General features: G+C 54.6%; 14 protein-coding genes and 2 pseudogenes. 4 read left to right on the top strand and 12 right to left on the bottom strand.

What is annotated here, in order from left to right:
- Positions 1-171 precede the first annotated feature (171 nt).
- Complete coding sequence (purN, locus tag ABIB59_RS22885; protein ID WP_071193410.1) at positions 172-810, bottom strand: phosphoribosylglycinamide formyltransferase; 639 nt, start codon at positions 808-810, stop codon at positions 172-174.
- On the bottom strand, positions 807-1844 hold the full coding sequence (gene purM, locus ABIB59_RS22880) for a phosphoribosylformylglycinamidine cyclo-ligase (RefSeq protein ID WP_039079687.1): 1038 nt from the start codon (positions 1842-1844) through the stop codon (positions 807-809). The genes purN and purM overlap by 4 nt, the downstream gene beginning before the upstream one ends.
- 277 nt (positions 1845-2121) lie before the next feature.
- Between purM and upp the strand changes: the two genes are divergently transcribed.
- From upp to ABIB59_RS22865, 3 genes are all read left to right on the top strand, one after another.
- On the top strand, positions 2122-2748 hold the full coding sequence (upp, locus tag ABIB59_RS22875; RefSeq protein WP_039079688.1) for a uracil phosphoribosyltransferase: 627 nt from the start codon (positions 2122-2124) through the stop codon (positions 2746-2748).
- 272 nt (positions 2749-3020) lie between these two features.
- Positions 3021-4310: a uracil permease gene (uraA, locus tag ABIB59_RS22870; protein WP_039079689.1), complete on the top strand. Its 1290-nt coding sequence runs from the start codon at positions 3021-3023 to the stop codon at positions 4308-4310.
- 95 nt (positions 4311-4405) lie between these two features.
- Entirely contained in the window at positions 4406-5107 is a 702-nt protein-coding gene (locus ABIB59_RS22865) for a DnaA inactivator Hda (protein ID WP_064572411.1), read from the top strand.
- Positions 5108-5141: 34 nt separating this feature from the next.
- Here the strand turns inward: ABIB59_RS22865 and arsC are convergent, their stop codons facing one another.
- Both arsC and bepA read right to left on the bottom strand, forming a co-directional pair.
- Positions 5142-5501, bottom strand: a complete 360-nt coding sequence (gene arsC, locus ABIB59_RS22860; protein ID WP_039079691.1) for an arsenate reductase (glutaredoxin) — start codon at positions 5499-5501, stop codon at positions 5142-5144.
- 12 nt (positions 5502-5513) lie between these two features.
- On the bottom strand, positions 5514-6977 hold the full coding sequence (gene bepA, locus ABIB59_RS22855; protein WP_039079692.1) for a beta-barrel assembly-enhancing protease: 1464 nt from the start codon (positions 6975-6977) through the stop codon (positions 5514-5516).
- A 222-nt stretch (positions 6978-7199) separates the two neighbouring features.
- Between bepA and ABIB59_RS22850 the strand changes: the two genes are divergently transcribed.
- Positions 7200-8270 carry an AI-2E family transporter gene (locus ABIB59_RS22850; protein WP_039079693.1) on the top strand — a complete coding sequence of 357 codons (1071 nt, stop codon included), beginning with the start codon at positions 7200-7202 and terminating at the stop codon, positions 8268-8270.
- Between the two features lie 82 nt (positions 8271-8352).
- Here the strand turns inward: ABIB59_RS22850 and focA are convergent, their stop codons facing one another.
- From focA to ABIB59_RS22815, 8 genes and pseudogenes are all read right to left on the bottom strand, one after another.
- Positions 8353-9210 carry a formate transporter FocA gene (focA, locus tag ABIB59_RS22845; protein WP_039079694.1) on the bottom strand — a complete coding sequence of 286 codons (858 nt, stop codon included), beginning with the start codon at positions 9208-9210 and terminating at the stop codon, positions 8353-8355.
- A gap of 135 nt (positions 9211-9345) precedes the next feature.
- Positions 9346-10911: pseudogene (locus ABIB59_RS22840) on the bottom strand (sigma 54-interacting transcriptional regulator); the annotation flags it as partial.
- A 48-nt stretch (positions 10912-10959) separates the two neighbouring features.
- A pseudogene (locus ABIB59_RS26445) lies at positions 10960-11301 on the bottom strand (hydrogenase); the annotation flags it as partial.
- A 219-nt stretch (positions 11302-11520) separates the two neighbouring features.
- Positions 11521-11931, bottom strand: coding sequence for a formate hydrogenlyase maturation HycH family protein (locus tag ABIB59_RS22835; RefSeq protein WP_354037140.1), 411 nt, complete (start codon positions 11929-11931; stop codon positions 11521-11523).
- Complete coding sequence (locus ABIB59_RS22830) at positions 11924-12700, bottom strand: NADH-quinone oxidoreductase subunit B family protein (RefSeq protein WP_071193407.1); 777 nt, start codon at positions 12698-12700, stop codon at positions 11924-11926. Before ABIB59_RS22830 ends, ABIB59_RS22835 begins: the two co-directional genes overlap by 8 nt.
- The gene (gene hyfH / locus ABIB59_RS22825) at positions 12697-13245 is read right to left on the bottom strand and encodes a hydrogenase 4 subunit H (RefSeq protein ID WP_039079698.1); all 549 of its coding nucleotides are present in this window, start codon (positions 13243-13245) and stop codon (positions 12697-12699) included. Before hyfH ends, ABIB59_RS22830 begins: the two co-directional genes overlap by 4 nt.
- Positions 13246-13255: 10 nt before the next feature.
- Positions 13256-14965, bottom strand: coding sequence for a hydrogenase large subunit (locus tag ABIB59_RS22820; RefSeq protein WP_502910527.1), 1710 nt, complete (start codon positions 14963-14965; stop codon positions 13256-13258).
- A gap of 14 nt (positions 14966-14979) precedes the next feature.
- Positions 14980-16569: a hydrogenase 4 subunit F gene (locus tag ABIB59_RS22815; RefSeq protein WP_039079700.1), complete on the bottom strand. Its 1590-nt coding sequence runs from the start codon at positions 16567-16569 to the stop codon at positions 14980-14982.
- Between the last annotated feature and the right edge of the window lie 3 nt (positions 16570-16572).

Raw genomic sequence — 16572 nt, 5'->3', positions numbered from 1 at the left:
CCTCGTGTGCAGGTAAACGTGTTGGCGTTCGTTTGAGTGACACCCATATTATGGCGAGCTTTGCCATTAGATGTCCAACTGTGACAGATAAGTATGACAGTAATCCGGTTTTACCCGCAGAAAGGTGTTGCGCGCAACGACATGTTACGCGCAGGCAAAGAAAAGATTCGCTTACTCGGCCGCGTAGCCCTGTTCTGGCAGGCAAACGCCATCAAGCCAGGCTTTGTTTTCTTGCATAGCCAAACGGCCATCAACAAACCAACTCACGACCAGCGGGTAAATCGCATGCTCCTGAGTCTGGACGCGGGCGGTCACGTCTTCTTCGGTATCGCCCTCAAACACCGGCACCTGTGCCTGTAAAATGACCGGGCCGCCGTCCAGTTCGTCGGTAACAAAATGCACGGTGGTGCCGTGAACGTCATCACCGTTCTCCAGTACCTGGCGGTGGGTGTGTAAACCGGGATATTTAGGCAGCAGGGAAGGGTGAATATTGATAAGGCGACCGGCGTAATGTGCCACGAAGTCCGGGCTGAGGATACGCATGTAGCCAGCCAGCACAACGATATCCGGGGCGTAAGCGTCAATCTCCTGCATCAGTTCGCGGTCAAACGCTTCGCGACTGGCAAACTGAGAGGCAAGAAGCGCATGGGCGGGAATGTTGGCTTCCCGCGCACGCTCAAGGCCGAATGCATCGGCCTTGTTACTGAATACTGCCCGGATGGTGCCATTGATTTTCTTCTGCTTGCAGGCATCAATTATTGCCTGCAAGTTGCTTCCGTTGCCGGAAATGAGCACCACAATGTTTTTCATTCGATGACCACGCGTTCACTGGAATCGGATGCTTTGATAATACCGATTTTCCACGCGTTTTCACCTTTGGCATTCAGGAATGCGATGGCCTTATCTGCTTCATCAGCAGGCAGGGCGATAACCATACCGACACCACAGTTAAAGGTGCGATACATCTCGTGACGGCTGACATTGCCCGCCGTTTGCAGCCAGTTAAAGACGGCCGGCCATTGCCAGGAGGACTCGTCGATCACCGCCTGGGTATTGTCTGGCAGCACGCGCGGGATGTTTTCCCAGAAGCCGCCGCCGGTCAGGTGGGCGATGGCGTGCACGTCTACGTTTTCAATCAGCTCAAGAATCGATTTCACGTAGATGCGGGTCGGAGTCAGCAGGTGATCCGCGAGGGATTTTCCTTCAAGCTGTGTCGTTTCAGGATCGCAACCGCTCACTTCGATGACTTTACGCACCAGGGAGTAGCCGTTAGAGTGCGGACCGCTTGACGCCAGCGCAATCAGCACATCGCCGTCGGCCACTTTGGAACCGTCAATAATCTCGGATTTTTCAACAACGCCAACGCAGAAACCAGCAACATCGTAGTCTTCGCCGTGGTACATGCCCGGCATTTCGGCGGTTTCGCCGCCAACCAGCGCACAGCCAGACTGCAGGCAGCCTTCCGCGATACCGTTAATCACGCTGGCTGCGGTGTCGACATCCAGTTTGCCTGTTGCGTAATAATCGAGGAAAAACAGCGGCTCTGCGCCCTGAACGACCAGGTCATTCACACACATGGCGACCAGGTCGATGCCGATGCTGTCGTGGCGTTTCAGATCCATCGCCAGACGCAGTTTGGTACCTACGCCGTCAGTGCCGGAAACCAGTACTGGTTCACGATATTTTTGCGGCAATGCGCACAGCGCGCCGAAGCCACCCAGACCGCCCATCACTTCCGGACGACGAGTTTTCTTCACCACACCTTTGATTCGGTCAACCAGAGCATTACCTGCGTCAATATCAACACCGGCATCTTTGTAGCTAAGAGAGGTTTTATCGGTCACTGCTTGAGTCCCCACGCGTTTGCTTGCGGTTCACCCGTCATATTTCAGGCTGTTACCCGAACTAATCAGGTTTTGGAAATAAAATTCGGCGCAATTCTAACAGTGAAGGCAAACGTTTGCGAGTCCATTATTTCAGGCCGCCGGGGATTCTTACGGTATACTCTTTTCCAGTCTGTTTGATCCGGATCAACGCCGCACCTGTAGCGTGGCGGAGAAAAAGCGGTATAATCCGGCGATTTTTTTTGTGGCTGCCACCGTTTTGGGGAAGGAGAAGAGTATGAAGGTCGTGGAAGTAAAACACCCACTCGTCAAACACAAGCTGGGCCTGATGCGTGAAAATGACATCAGCACCAAACGCTTTCGTGAACTCGCCTCGGAAGTCGGTAGTCTGCTGACCTATGAAGCGACTGCCGATCTGGAAACGGAACGTGTGACTATCGAAGGCTGGAACGGCCCGGTAGAAGTCGAACAAATCAAAGGCAAAAAAATCACCGTAGTCCCTATTCTGCGTGCCGGTCTGGGCATGATGGAAGGGGTGCTGGAACACGTTCCGAGCGCGCGCATCAGCGTGGTGGGTATCTATCGTAATGAAGAGACCCTGGAGCCGGTGCCGTATTTCCAGAAACTGGTTTCTAACATCGACGAGCGTATGGCGCTGGTCGTTGACCCGATGCTGGCAACGGGCGGTTCTATGATTGCCACCATCGACCTGCTGAAAAACGCAGGCTGCCACAGCATCAAAGTGCTGGTGCTGGTTGCTGCCCCGGAAGGCCTCGCCGCGCTGGAGAAAGCGCACCCGGACGTTGAGCTGTATACCGCGTCCATCGACAAGGGCCTCAATGAGCACGGATACATTATTCCGGGCCTCGGCGATGCCGGCGACAAAATCTTTGGTACGAAATAAATGCTTTAAAAATCAAAAGCCGACTTTGAAAGTCGGCTTTTTTTTGGCGTAAACCAGAACAGAATCCGCCTGATTTCATCCCGCAGTCCACAACACTACGGGATGGGTGATGAGCGGAACATATACCCTAACCACGTCGAGTTGCCGGCAAGGACAAGCGAGCGAATCCTGATGATCTTACGTAATAAGTGATTCGGGTGGACGAGTACGGCCAACGCACCAGCGTCTTGACGTGTGAAGGGGATAAACAACAACACTCAGAGGAAAACACTATGACGCGCCGTGCTATCGGGGTGAGTGAAAGACCGCCGCTTTTACAGACAATCCCGCTTAGTTTGCAGCACTTGTTCGCTATGTTTGGCGCAACCGTGCTGGTGCCAATCCTGTTTCATATTAACCCGGCCACCGTACTGTTATTTAACGGTATCGGAACGCTGCTTTATCTCTTTATCTGTAAGGGCAAAATCCCGGCTTATCTGGGATCGAGCTTTGCGTTTATTTCGCCGGTACTGCTGCTTCTGCCGCTGGGCTATGAAGTGGCGCTGGGTGGTTTTATTATGTGCGGCGTGCTGTTCTGCATTGTTTCCTTCATCGTGAAGAAAGCAGGCACCGGCTGGCTGGACGTGATGTTCCCGCCTGCGGCAATGGGCGCAATCGTTGCCGTCATCGGTCTGGAGCTGGCCGGTGTTGCGGCCAATATGGCCGGTCTGCTGCCTGCGGATGGGCAGTCTGCGGATTCCAGAACCGTGCTCATCTCGCTGGTCACGCTGGGTGTGACCGTGTTTGGTTCCGTATTGTTCCGTGGTTTTATGGCGATAATCCCGATTCTGATCGGCGTGCTGGCCGGTTATGCGCTGTCGTTTGCAATGGGTGTTGTTGATACCACGCCGATTGCCAATGCGCACTGGTTCGCGCTGCCAACCTTCTACACGCCGCGTTTCGAATGGTTTGCTATCTTCACCATTCTGCCTGCGGCGCTGGTGGTTATTGCTGAGCATGTGGGCCATCTGGTCGTTACCGCCAATATCGTGAAACGCGATCTGATCCGTGACCCGGGCCTGCACCGTTCCATGTTTGCCAATGGCTTCTCAACCATTATTTCCGGTTTCTTCGGCTCAACGCCGAACACCACCTATGGTGAGAACATTGGCGTTATGGCGATCACCCGCGTCTACAGTACCTGGGTTATCGGTGGCGCGGCTATCATCGCGATTCTGCTCTCCTGCGTAGGGAAACTGGCGGCGGCAATTCAGATTATCCCGGTACCGGTGATGGGCGGTGTCTCTCTGCTGCTGTACGGGGTGATCGGCGCATCCGGTATTCGCGTGCTGATCGAATCCAAAGTGGATTACAGCAAAGCGCAAAACTTGATCCTGACCTCCGTCATTCTGATCATCGGCGTCAGCGGCGCGAAAGTGCACATTGGCGCCGCTGAACTGAAAGGGATGGCGCTGGCGACTATCGTGGGTGTTGCGCTGAGCCTGATCTTCAAATTGATCAGTGTTCTGCGTCCGGAAGAAGTGGTACTGGACGCCGAAGACAGCGAAGCAAATCAGCATTAATTGTCGCTCTGCAAACCGGGTGTCATGCCCGGTTCAAACGCGGTAAAGTTTTATGATAAACTTACCGCGTTTTTTAAAGCCCTGTTGAGGTACGTCTGAACACACCGGCGCAGCTTTCCCTGCCACTCTATCTTCCTGACGATGAAACTTTTGCGAGTTTCTGGCCGGGCGATAACCCTTCTTTGCTGGCGGCGTTGCAAAATGTCCTACGCCAGGATCATAGCGGATACATCTATTTCTGGTCGCGTGAAGGGGCAGGACGTAGTCATCTGCTTCATGCTGCCTGTGCTGAACTCTCTCAGCGTGGTGATGCGGTCGGCTATGTGCCGCTTGATAAGCGCACCTGGTTTGTACCGGAAGTGCTTGAAGGAATGGAACATCTCTCGCTGGTCTGTATCGATAATATCGAGTGTGTCGCAGGCGATGAACCCTGGGAGATGGCCATCTTCAATCTCTATAACCGTATTCTGGAATCAGGCAAAACGCGGTTACTGATCACCGGCGATCGTCCGCCACGGCAGTTGAATCTGGGGTTGCCCGACCTGGCGTCGCGCCTGGACTGGGGGCAAATCTACAAGCTGCAACCGCTCTCTGATGAAGACAAACTGCAGGCGCTCCAACTGCGTGCGCGGCTGCGCGGGTTTGAGTTGCCGGAAGATGTGGGACGTTTTCTGCTCAAGCGGCTGGATCGCGAAATGCGCACGCTCTTTGACACGCTCGATCAGCTCGATCGCGCGTCTATTACCGCCCAGCGTAAGCTGACCATTCCCTTCGTAAAAGACATTCTGAAACTGTAGGCCCGGCAAGTATCGCACCTGCGGGCCCGTGGTATTAATAGACGATCTCAAGGACCTGCTCTGGCGGGCGACCAATGCGCGCCTTACCGTTCGCCACAACGATCGGACGCTCCATCAGTTTGGGGTTATCAAGCAGCGCCTGCAACAGCGCCTCTTCTGAGAGATGGCTATCCCCCAATCCCAGTGATTTATAGAGATCCTCTTTCTGGCGCATCAGCTCCCGCGCGCTGGTCATCCCCAGCATTTTCAACAGCGCTTTAAGCGTGTCGGCATCCGGCGGCGTTTCCAGATACAGAACAACCTGCGGATCAATGCCATTGGCTTTCAGCAGGCTGAGGGTATCGCGGCTCTTGGAGCAGCGAGGGTTGTGGTAAATCTTCACCGCGTCTGTCATCGGTTCTCCTTGTTACATCTTCTGATACGGGCGGAACGTTTTCTGCAACTGACGAAGCTGATCAATACGCGCATCGTAACGGGCCTGCTGCAGACTGCCCAATTTGACCTGCGAACTGGCGCTCCCCAGCAGCGTAATGGCCTGATCCAGCTTACCCGTCAGCGCCAGCCCTTCGGCACGCGCCGCCAGCTCTTCATCGCGATGGCCTAATGTGGCTTCCGCTTGCGCCAGCAGCTCCCAGCCGTTTACATCGTCCTTCCAGTTAAAGGTATAACGATTGAGTATCGCCTCTGCCGCGGCAGCCTGACCGCTGCTCAGATAGGCGTTTGCCAGGTTGAGCTGTAATACCGGGTTGGTTTTAATTTCCGCCGCATTTTTCAGACGGTTAATCGCTTCGTTGTTTTTGTTCTGCCCTAAATCAATGTCGGTCGCCAGGTCGATATACCAGGCATTTGTCGGATTGGCGCTCAGCAGGGGTTGCAGTGTTTTAGCGGCGTCGGCGAAGTTCTTCGCCTCCATTGCCTGCAGGGCGCGACCATATTGTGCGGCATGCTGCTCGCGCACATTGCCTTTTGCCCAGGCATCTAACATATCGCTGGTGAGCTGATTACGCCCGGAGTTATACATCCCCAGGGCTCTGGCTTTGGCCAGGTAAAATTCTTCGGAGGATTGCACGACCACCGGGCGCATCTGGTTGGCGCGGTTACGCGCATCGGCAAGACGGCTTTCCGGTAAGGGGTGGGTCAGCAAAATTTCCGGTGGACGAGAGGCGTAACGTGATTGATCAAGCAGCTTTTCCAGGAAAGTTGGCATTGCCTGTGGATCGAAACCGGAGCGTTGCAAAACCTGAATCCCGATGCGGTCCGCTTCCTGTTCGTTCTGCTGCGTAAAGGTGATCATGCCTTGCTGCGTACCGGCCAGTGTACCGGTGAGCGCCGCCATCCCGGCCTGCGGGCTTGCCATGGCTAACAGAATGGAGCCGAGTGCGCCAGCCCAGGTCAGGGGGGCGCTACGCTTCTGATCTTCCATGGCACGCGCCAGATGGCGCTGGGTCACGTGGGAAATTTCGTGCGCCATCACCGACGCCAGTTGGCTTTCGTTATCCGCATAGCGAAACAGCGCTGAATGCAGCACCACGTTGCCGCCAAAGAAAGCAAAGGCGTTGATTTCGTCATTATTGACTAAGTAGAAATGAAACGGGGTCTTTACCGAGTTCGCATGCGAGACCAGGCGCATGCCCAGTCCGTTGATGTACTGAACCAGTAAAGGGTCGTTGATCAGCGGCGCACTGCCGCGCAGCTGGCGAACATAATAGTCGCCCATTTGCATTTCCTGACCAATGGACAGGGTGCTTCCTGCGGAGGTTCCCATATCGGGCAGACTGTCTGCAGAATCCGCAAACGCGGGCATCATCTGGCCGAGCGTCAGCGTGGCGATAAGGGTTGCGACCAGCGTTTTTTTCAACTGCCTGAACATAACCTCAATCCTGTAATTTTTGGGGTAATCATTTGACCTGACGAGCCGGGGTTCGTTCCGGCGAAATAAAACAGAGAGTTTATCCCCCCTGATGGGGGAATAACACCTTTTTGCCCGCTCATCATGTTTCCTGTAAAGGCGACGAAAAGCGAAGTCTTTTTTGTGACATTTCGATACAATTCCTGAACTCACACCGGTCAATCCGGCTCCTGGAAGGAACATATGCTTGAATTGTTGATGCAGTGGTATCGCCGTCGCTTTAGCGACCCGGAAGCGATCGCGCTGCTGGTCATTTTGCTGGCAGGTTTTGTCATTCTCTTCTTTTTTAGCGGTCTTCTTGCGCCGCTTCTGGTTGCCATCGTGCTGGCCTATCTTCTCGAATGGCCAACCGTCCGTCTGGAAAGAGTCGGTTTCTCCCGCCGCTGGGCCGCCACGATGGTGCTGCTGCTGTTTGTCGGCATTCTGATGATTATGGCATTTGTTGTGATGCCGGTTGCCTGGCAGCAGGGGATGAATCTGATTCGCGACATGCCGGGTATGCTCAATAAACTTTCCGATTATGCCGCCACGCTGCCACGACGTTATCCGATGTTAATGGATGCGGGCATCATCGATGCAATGGCGGAAAACATGCGTGCCCGGATGCTGGGCATGGGCGATTCGGTGGTGAAATACTCCCTTGCATCGCTGGTCGGGCTGCTGACGCTGGCGGTCTATCTGGTCCTTGTGCCTCTGATGGTCTTCTTCCTGGTGAAGGATAAAGAACAGATGCTCAATGCGGTGCGCCGCGTCTTACCGCGTAACCGTGGGCTGGCAGGGCAGGTCTGGAAAGAGATGAACCAGCAGATAACCAACTACATTCGCGGCAAAGTGCTGGAGATGGTTGTCGTCGGTGTTGCCACCTGGTTAGGTTTTCAGCTCTTTGGCCTTAACTATTCATTGCTGCTGGCGGTGCTGGTAGGGTTCTCGGTGCTGATTCCTTACATCGGCGCGTTTGTGGTCACCATTCCGGTGATTGGCGTGGCGCTGTTTCAGTTTGGTGCGGGCACCGAGTTCTGGAGCTGTTTTGCCGTCTACCTGATAATCCAGGGGCTGGATGGCAACCTGCTTGTGCCGTTACTGTTTTCCGAAGCGGTTAACCTGCACCCGTTGGTCATTATCCTGTCGGTAATTATCTTTGGCGGTCTGTGGGGGTTCTGGGGGGTGTTCTTCGCCATCCCGCTGGCGACGCTGGTGCAGGCAGTGATTCACGCATGGCCAGATACCGTGGTGGTTGACGACCATCACCTCTGACGTGATGTCTTCCCCGCTGGCGCGGTGCTTAGCGGGGCTACCAATCGTAGCCCTGATAAGCGCAGCGCCATCAGGGACGCGGTTAGTGGCCGTTATTTTGGTTACGCAAATAGATAATCCAGTAAGTAATCCCCACCAGCAACCCGCCGCCGATAATATTACCTATCGTCACCGGGATCAGATTGGCCGTGATAAAATTGCTGACCGTTAATGCCGGAAAATTTTCCGGGCTGGCGTGAATGCTGGTCCAGAATCCTTCGGGTGCAAAATAACGAATAACAATAGAAAGCGGGATCAAAAACATATTCGCGATGCTGTGTTCGAAGCCGCTGGCGACAAACATACCGATAGGCAACAGCATCGCCATAATTTTATCGGTTAGCGTATGCCCGGAATAACTCATCCACACAGCCAGACATACCATTAAATTACATAGCGTCCCCAGGCAAACGGCTTCAATGAAGGTGTGATGCATTTTATGGTCGGCGGTCTGTAATACATTTAATCCCCAAAGACCATTGCCACTCATATATTGCCCGGCAAACCAAATCAGCGCGACAAAAAACAGGGCGCCGACAAGGTTACCGAAATAGACAATTATCCAGTTGATAATTAACTGTCGCCAGCTTATTAGCCCGCTGGCTTTTGCCATCACCGTCAATACTGTCGAGGTGAACAAATCTGCGCCACAGACCACCACCAGGATGAGGCCCAGCGAGAAGCACACGCCGCCGGCCAGTTTTGCCAGGGCGGTTGCAGGGGCAGGCCCGGTCGTGACGGTAATATAGAAAACGAATGCAATGGAAATAAATACACCAGCCGTGACCGCGAGAAAGAATGACAGTTCTTTCTTCTTGCTGACTTTATATAACCCTGCCTGTTCGGCGACCTTTGCCATTTCTGCGGGAAGTCGCAGATCAAAAGCATTGCTGGTATCCATGAGAATCTCCTGAGTCTATGCATTAATGAGGGAGCAATATCGACACCCGCATTTATATGCATAGGACGTACCAGCCATATAGCCGGTATCGCCTCTAAAGCGTTAATTCGCTCACACTTAAACTCAGAAGCTCAATTACAATACTTCCCGAACGGTAATACCCAACCGCTGCATACGTGATAACAGCGTGGTACGTTTCATCCCTAATTTTGACGCCGCACCGCGCGGCCCGGCGACAATACCGTTTGTTTCCCGCAGCACCTGAATAATACGCTGACGTTCCTCTTCATCATTTTCCGGCGGTTCGGTGTGCATCATTTCCGCCACGCGGGGCAGGGGAAAAGGAAAAGGATCATGGGCCACAGGCTGCACCATGCTACTGGGTTGCGCATTCAAATGCAGGCTCAGCGTATTATCGCGTGAGAGCAGGACCGCTCGTTCGAGAATATTTTCCAGTTCGCGCACGTTGCCTGGCCATTCGTAGCGCATCAACTGGCGCATTGCATCGGCAGGAATGGTGTCGATTTGGCGGTTTAAACGGCGCGCCAGTTTTTGTGTGAAGTACCTGACCAGCAACGGGATATCGTCCGGGCGATCGCGCAGCGGCGGCAACACCAGCGGGAACACATTCAGGCGATAGAACAGGTCGTTACGAAACTCCCGGTCAATGACCATCTGTTTCAGGTCGCGGTTAGTCGCGGCGATGACCCGAACGTTAACGGGAATGGTGCGGGTGCCGCCAATGCGCTCAATCTCCCTTTCCTGTAGCACACGCAATAATTTAGGTTGCAGTTCAATTGGCATATCGCCGATTTCATCGAGGAACAGCGTCCCCCCATCCGCCATTTCAAAGCGTCCACGGTGGGTGTTGATAGCGCCGGTAAATGCCCCTTTATCGTGACCAAACAGTTCGCTTTCCAGCAGGGTCGACGGAATGGCGGCACAGTTGATTTTCACCAGCGGTTTATCTTTGCGCAGACTCATCTGGTGAATGGCACGGGCAATAATCTCTTTCCCTGTACCGGTTTCGCCAAGAATCAGCACTGTACTGTCACTCAGGGCAACAATATTGACCTGCTGGAGCACATCGCGCATGGCGTCGCTCTGATAAATAATGTCGCCAAAGCTCTGGCTGGAAAGAATTTGCTCGTTAAGTTTGTTGTTCTCGTTTTTGAGGTTTTCTTTCAGATGCGTCACTTTGCGATAGGCATCGGCATTATCGACAGCAATGCCAATTCTGTCGGCAATCTGTCGAAGTAATCGACAGTTTTGTGCGTTAAAAATCGACAAATCCCGGTGTGCCAGTACCAGTACGCCGGTGGACTGATGGCTAAAAGCCAGCGGCAGAATAAAGACCGTCTCCAGACCTTGCGCCTCCAACTGTTGCAGCAAGGGATCATTTAGCCACATTTGCGGCTCGTCCCTTTTTTGCAACAGGGTCGCATGATTTTCATTGAGCGCCGTCTGCAGCAACTGGCTATCGCTGCGTAGCGGGTATTGCTGGCTTGTTGGCGGCTGAACCGTGAAATCCGTCGAGTTCCACATAAGCTGGCGCGAGCGCAGGGCATCGCGGAGCACCATTGCGACCGTATCCACGCCAAAGAAGCGGTGGATTTCACGCGAGACATCCGCCACCAGTTCATCAATATCAAGGTGAGACAGTACCGAGTTGGTGATATCGACCAGAACCCGGTCATGGTCAAGCTCCTGGCGCAACAGCGAAACGGATTGCTCCAGCTTGTCGCGCTCAATATCACCCTCTAAACCTTGCGCCGCGAGGCGTGCCAGCCAGGCAAACATGGTGCTGTCTTTTTCGCAAAATTTACCGCCATCGGTGCGCGCAAAGCGCAGCTCAGCCATGGTTTCTCCGGCAAGTAAAATCACCTGTTTTGAGCTGTCGCTGATTGAACCGGCATATTCACTGGTGCAGAACTCAACGCTTCCGTCATCAAAACAGCGGTAGAATCGCGAATTACTGAGGCGAAGTTCGACAAACTGAATGGGGCTGAACGGAGGTGGTAGGGGAATGAACGCCCGCAGGACGGACGCCTTATCTTTCTGTTCCAGCAAATGCTGTAAAATCATGGATACTGCATCCTTCCAGAATCAATTGTACAGAAAAGCAGAAAAAAACAGTCATAAATCAACATAATGTGACTTCCTTATCCGTTTTTTCATATCAAGTGATTGTTCTTCGGTAAGAGAGCGGGCCACCCGGTATACTACTATACCCCCTTATTTTGTAGTGTTACCCGCTTCACGTATAGCTAATTGTCATACGAATTGACGTGTTATTGATATCACTAATGGTTAATCCAGCCGCCGCACCATCAGATAAATCGCCGGCTCACCGGCAATGTCTTTCAATTGCTGCAAGATGAGCTGGCTCCAGCTACGCCAGGGATCATCCGCTTCTTCTGCCAGTTTAGCAAAGGCGGGGGCCAGTTTATTGACGTGACTGGCATCAATGATGATTTCGCCAAACGTGATCAGCCCCTGCATTTTCTTACGTGCGTCCTCATCCAGTAGCGCAAGCCAGCGCTCGTAGTCGGCAAGTGGACATTCCAGCACCACGTTGAGGCAGTCGATTACCCCCACGTGGTGACCAATGGCCAGCGAGTAGTACATCACCTGGCGGCTTTTTTCCTCGACATTGGCGCTGTCATCGACAAATTTCTGGCGCAGCGTCCAGAACATCACTTTGCTGCCCTTCTCAGACATGCTTTCCCTCCATCTCGGCGCGCAGTTGCTGCACGATGGTGTCCAGACGCGGATCGGCCGCCTGCTGCAACCAGGCATTAATGCGCGCGGAACTTTCGCGTGGATCGCCTTCGGTCAACAGCGCGAAGAAGTGATCGGCAATTTCACGTCCCTGGCGATAGCCTGCCAGACGACGCGCCAGACGCTCGATATTAACGCGCATGGCCAGTGGTACGGCAGGCCAACGGACGGTCGCCGTTTCATTTTCAGCCTGGTGATGATCTTCGGCGTGCAGTTTCTGCTCCAGCAGGCCGAGCGCGACGGCGAAACCGTGCACCGTTGCCGCCGGGGTCGGTGGGCAGCCGGGGATCCATACATCAATGGGGACGATGGTATCGCTGCCGCCCCAGACGCTGTAGAGATCGTGAAAAATACCGCCGCCGACGCCGCATGCGCCATAGGAGATCGCGATTTTGTGGTCAGGCGCGGAATGCCAGGCACGCAGCGCGGGCATACGCATGGCGCGGGTGACCGCGCCGGTAAACAGTAAAATGTCGGCGTGACGCGGTGACGCAACGACTTTAATGCCGAAGCGTTCGGCATCGAACAGCGGGGTGATCGCGGCGAAGATCTCAATTTCACAGCCGTTACATCCCCCGCAGTCCACGCGGTAAACATAGGCGGAACGTTGAATATCGCGAAGCAGCACTTGCTTGAGCTTTTGCGCTTGTTCATCCAGCGTTATGGGCTGGCTGACATGCTGCTTTAACGTCAGGGAATCGGCGCTCATGCTTGCTCCTCAATATAATAATGAACGTTGGTGCTGCCGCGATGCTCCAGTGCCGCCCGACGTTTACATGCCGGGCAGACATTCGCCTGGGCGCGCAGGGTTTCTACCAGCGCCGGGTTCGATTGATGAAGCGCCAGTAATTCAGCCGCCAGGGCGACGGATTTTTCCGGCGCAAAGGGGGCGTGGCACTCGCTGCAATGCTGCAGCCGAAAGGTCGCGCGCACATAGAGGTCTTCTTTGCGAGTCACTGCCAGCTCAAACTCCTCTGACAGGCGAATGGCGTGCGTTGGGCACACCTCTTCGCAGCGGCCACAGTAGATGCAGCGGCCGATAAACAGTTGCCAGATGCGGGCGTTGTCATCCGGATGGGTTTCCATCGTCAGCGCGTTGGCAGGGCAGGCGGTGGTGCAGGCGCCGCAGGCGATACACTGCTCAGGATTAAGCTCGGGTTTACCGCGAAATCCAGGGCAGACCTCCAGCGGCGCAAACGGGTATTTCACCGTGACTTCGCCCGCTCTGATAATGGTTTTCCACAATTTAAGCATCGTATCTTCCTTATCTCAGCGGCGAATTGCGACGTTCAATACTGTAACGCTCGATCTCTTTGTACGGCACGGTGGTGGACTTGCGCTTACGTACATCCACCAGCGTGACGCGGTCCGTACAGGAATAGCAGGGATCGAGACTCCCGATAATCAACGGCGCATCGGAAACGGTATTGCCGCGCAGCATATAGCGCAGCACCGGCCAGTTGGCATAGGTCGCCGCACGGCAGCGCCAGCGGAACAGCTTCTGGTTGTCGCCGAGCATGCTCCAGTGCACATCCTCACCGCGCGGTGCTTCCACATAACCCAGTGCGAATTTATGCGGCTTGTAGTTGAACCCTTCGGTTAACAGCGCGGTGTCTGGCATATTGTCGAGGGCAAACTCAATCATCGAGAGGGAATCAAGCGTCTCTTTGATACGCACCATCACGCGCGAGAAAACATCCCCAGCGGGCCAGCTAAACAAGGTTTTTGGCAGATTGCCGTAGTCGGCATACGGATGGTCAAAGCGCAGATCACGGTTAAAGCCACTGCCGCGAATCAGCGGGCCGACCGGGCTATAGTCGCGCGCAATCTGACGGTCCAGCACCCCAACCCCTTGGGTACGCTGTGCCATATTCGGCGTTGAGAGCAGCATATCCACCAGTTGGACGACTTCCGCGCGCATCTCCTTCACCAGTTGGATAGTTTTAATGCGCTGCTCTTTCAGGATGTCGCGCCGCACGCCGCCAATCAGATTCAGGCCATACGTTTTACGCGAGCCGGTCAGCAGTTCTGCCATGGTCATCGATTTTTCGCGGATGCGGAAAAATTGCATAAAACCGGTATCGAAGCCGACGAAGTGGCTGGAAAGCCCAATGTTTAACAGATGGCTGTGCAGACGTTCCACTTCCAGCAGCACCGAGCGGATAGTGTGAGCGCGTTGCGGCACAACAATACCCAGGGCGTTTTCTACCGAGGTGGTGTAGGCCACGCTGTGGGCGAAGCCGCATATCCCGCAGACGCGGTCTGACAGAAACGTCACTTCGTTATAACCCATGCGGGTTTCCGCCAGTTTTTCCATACCGCGGTGAACGTAGAACAGGCGGTAATCGGCATCGACAATGCGCTCGCCATCAACAAACAGACGGAAGTGGCCCGGTTCGTCCGACGTGATGTGCAGCGGGCCGATGGGCACGATACGCGCCGAGCTATCGCCATCGTTGATAAACGGGTAGTTTTCCGTATCGGTGGTCGGCTCCGGGCGCAGACGGTAATCCATGGTGTCTTTACGCAGCGGATGCAAATCGTCCGGCCAGTCGTCCGGTAGCACCAGACGGCGCTGATCCGGCAGGCCCACCGGGATCAGACCGTACATGTCGCGGATTTCACGCTCGCCCCAGACGGCGGCGGGCACCTTAGGAGTGACGGAGGGGAATTCACGCGTGTTGGCATCCACCAGCGCTTTTACCACAATCCAGCATTTTTCCGCCCCTTCCATAGAAAGGGCGTAGTAGACCGCATAATGACCATTCAGAGTACGTTCATCGTTACCGAATAACACCGGTAACCAGCCGTCATGCTGGTAATAGAGATAATGCACAATATCCGGCAGCAGATTGAGTTTTACCGTAATGGTGGTCTGCTCAAAAGTTTGCCGCTCTTCTTCAAGAATGGCACCGGGGAATTGCGCGTTTAACGCCGCAAGACAGGCACCGCCACGAGGGGCATCGAGACTGATACTCTCTAAATAACTCACTTTAACTCTCCCTGAACCCGCGCGGGTGTTGCGGTTGCGGCGGTGGTATCAAACGACGCCCACAGCCAACTAAATTGTGTTGATTGTTCATCATTACCGGACATCACGATGGCAGAAGCGTTTGCCAGCATTTTGCTTACCGGTTGCGGAATATGGGTCCCCATCACCAGCATCATCACCAGCAAAATGACCATTGGCACTGTGGTGAGCCAGCCGAGCTCACCGCTGGCGACTTCCTGAGGCGGTGCGGCAAACAGCGCTTTGGCGACCATGCGCACCAGTCCGCCAAGCACAATCGTCAGCAACAGCAGCAGTACGATAGTCACCAGCAGGTGATCGGCCGCCAGCCCGGCGGTGACGGTCATAAACTCGCTGAGGAAAATATTGAACGGGGGCATGCCGCCCAGTGCCAGCGCGCCGCCACCGAGCAGAACTGCGGTAAACGGCATGACTTTCAGCATGCCGCACACCACGTCCAGATTGCGGGTGCCGTATTTCAGCAGCACGTTGCCGGAACCGCAGAACAACAGCGTTTTGGCCAGGCTATGGTTCAGCGTGTGCAGCAGCGCGGCGAGAATACCCAGCGGGCCGCCGATACCGAGCGCCACCGCCACCAGCCCCATGTTTTCCACGCTCGAGTAGGCGAGCAGGCGTTTCATATCCTGTTGAACGAGGATAAAGAACGCCGCCACCGCCACTGAGAGCAGGCCGAAAATCATCAACAAGGTATTGGGGAACGTGCTGCCGATGGCATGGCAGATAATGATGTAGTAGCGAATCAGCACCAACAGCGCGCAGTTCAGCAGCACCGCTGAGAGCAGGGCGCTGACCGGGCTTGGCGCTTCACTGTGGGCATCCGGCAGCCAGGCGTGCATTGGGAACAAGCCGGTTTTGGTCCCAAAACCGATCAGCACGAAGACAAATGCCAGCACCATCAGCGTGGGGTCGAGGTTGCTGCTCTCTTTAAGGACTTCGGTCCAGAAAATCGCGTGGTCAGGCTCCACCATAAAGCTGGCGGCATTGGCATACACCAGGACCGTACCGAACAGGCCAAACGCGACGCCCACGGTACAGATAATGATGTATTTCCACGCGGCTTCCAGCGAAGAACGCTGACCGTAAATCCCCACCAGAAACGCTGAGCTTAGTGTGGTGGCCTCAATGGCTGCCCACATGACAATCAGGTTGTTACTGGTGACCACCAACAGCATGGTGAAGAGAAACAGATGGAAGAAACCGTAATAGTTGCACAGGGTGCCGACGGTAATTTCCCCATGATCCACTTCATGGCGCATATAGCCAATGGAGTACAACCCGGTGATAAAACCGATAATCCCAAGAAGCGACAAGAACAACCCGCTTAAGCTGTCGATATGTAGCCAGCGATGGGCGGCGAATATCTCGCCCTCAGTTACAGCTTCCGCAACCGTCCACAGTGCCACGACCATCAGCACGACGATACCGACGAAATGCACGGTGGTGACCAGAGCGCGCGCGGCATTCCCTCGCAGACGGCACAGGAAGCAGAGTGCGGAGATGACCAGCGGCGTGAGCAACAGCAAGGTAAACATCAATGCGTGACTCATGTT

Origin of the sequence: Citrobacter sp. UYEF32, assembly GCF_040546205.1 — a bacterium.
GTDB classification, from domain to species: Bacteria; Pseudomonadota; Gammaproteobacteria; order Enterobacterales; family Enterobacteriaceae; genus Phytobacter; species Phytobacter diazotrophicus.
This window is presented reverse-complemented; position numbering and strand designations above follow the sequence as displayed.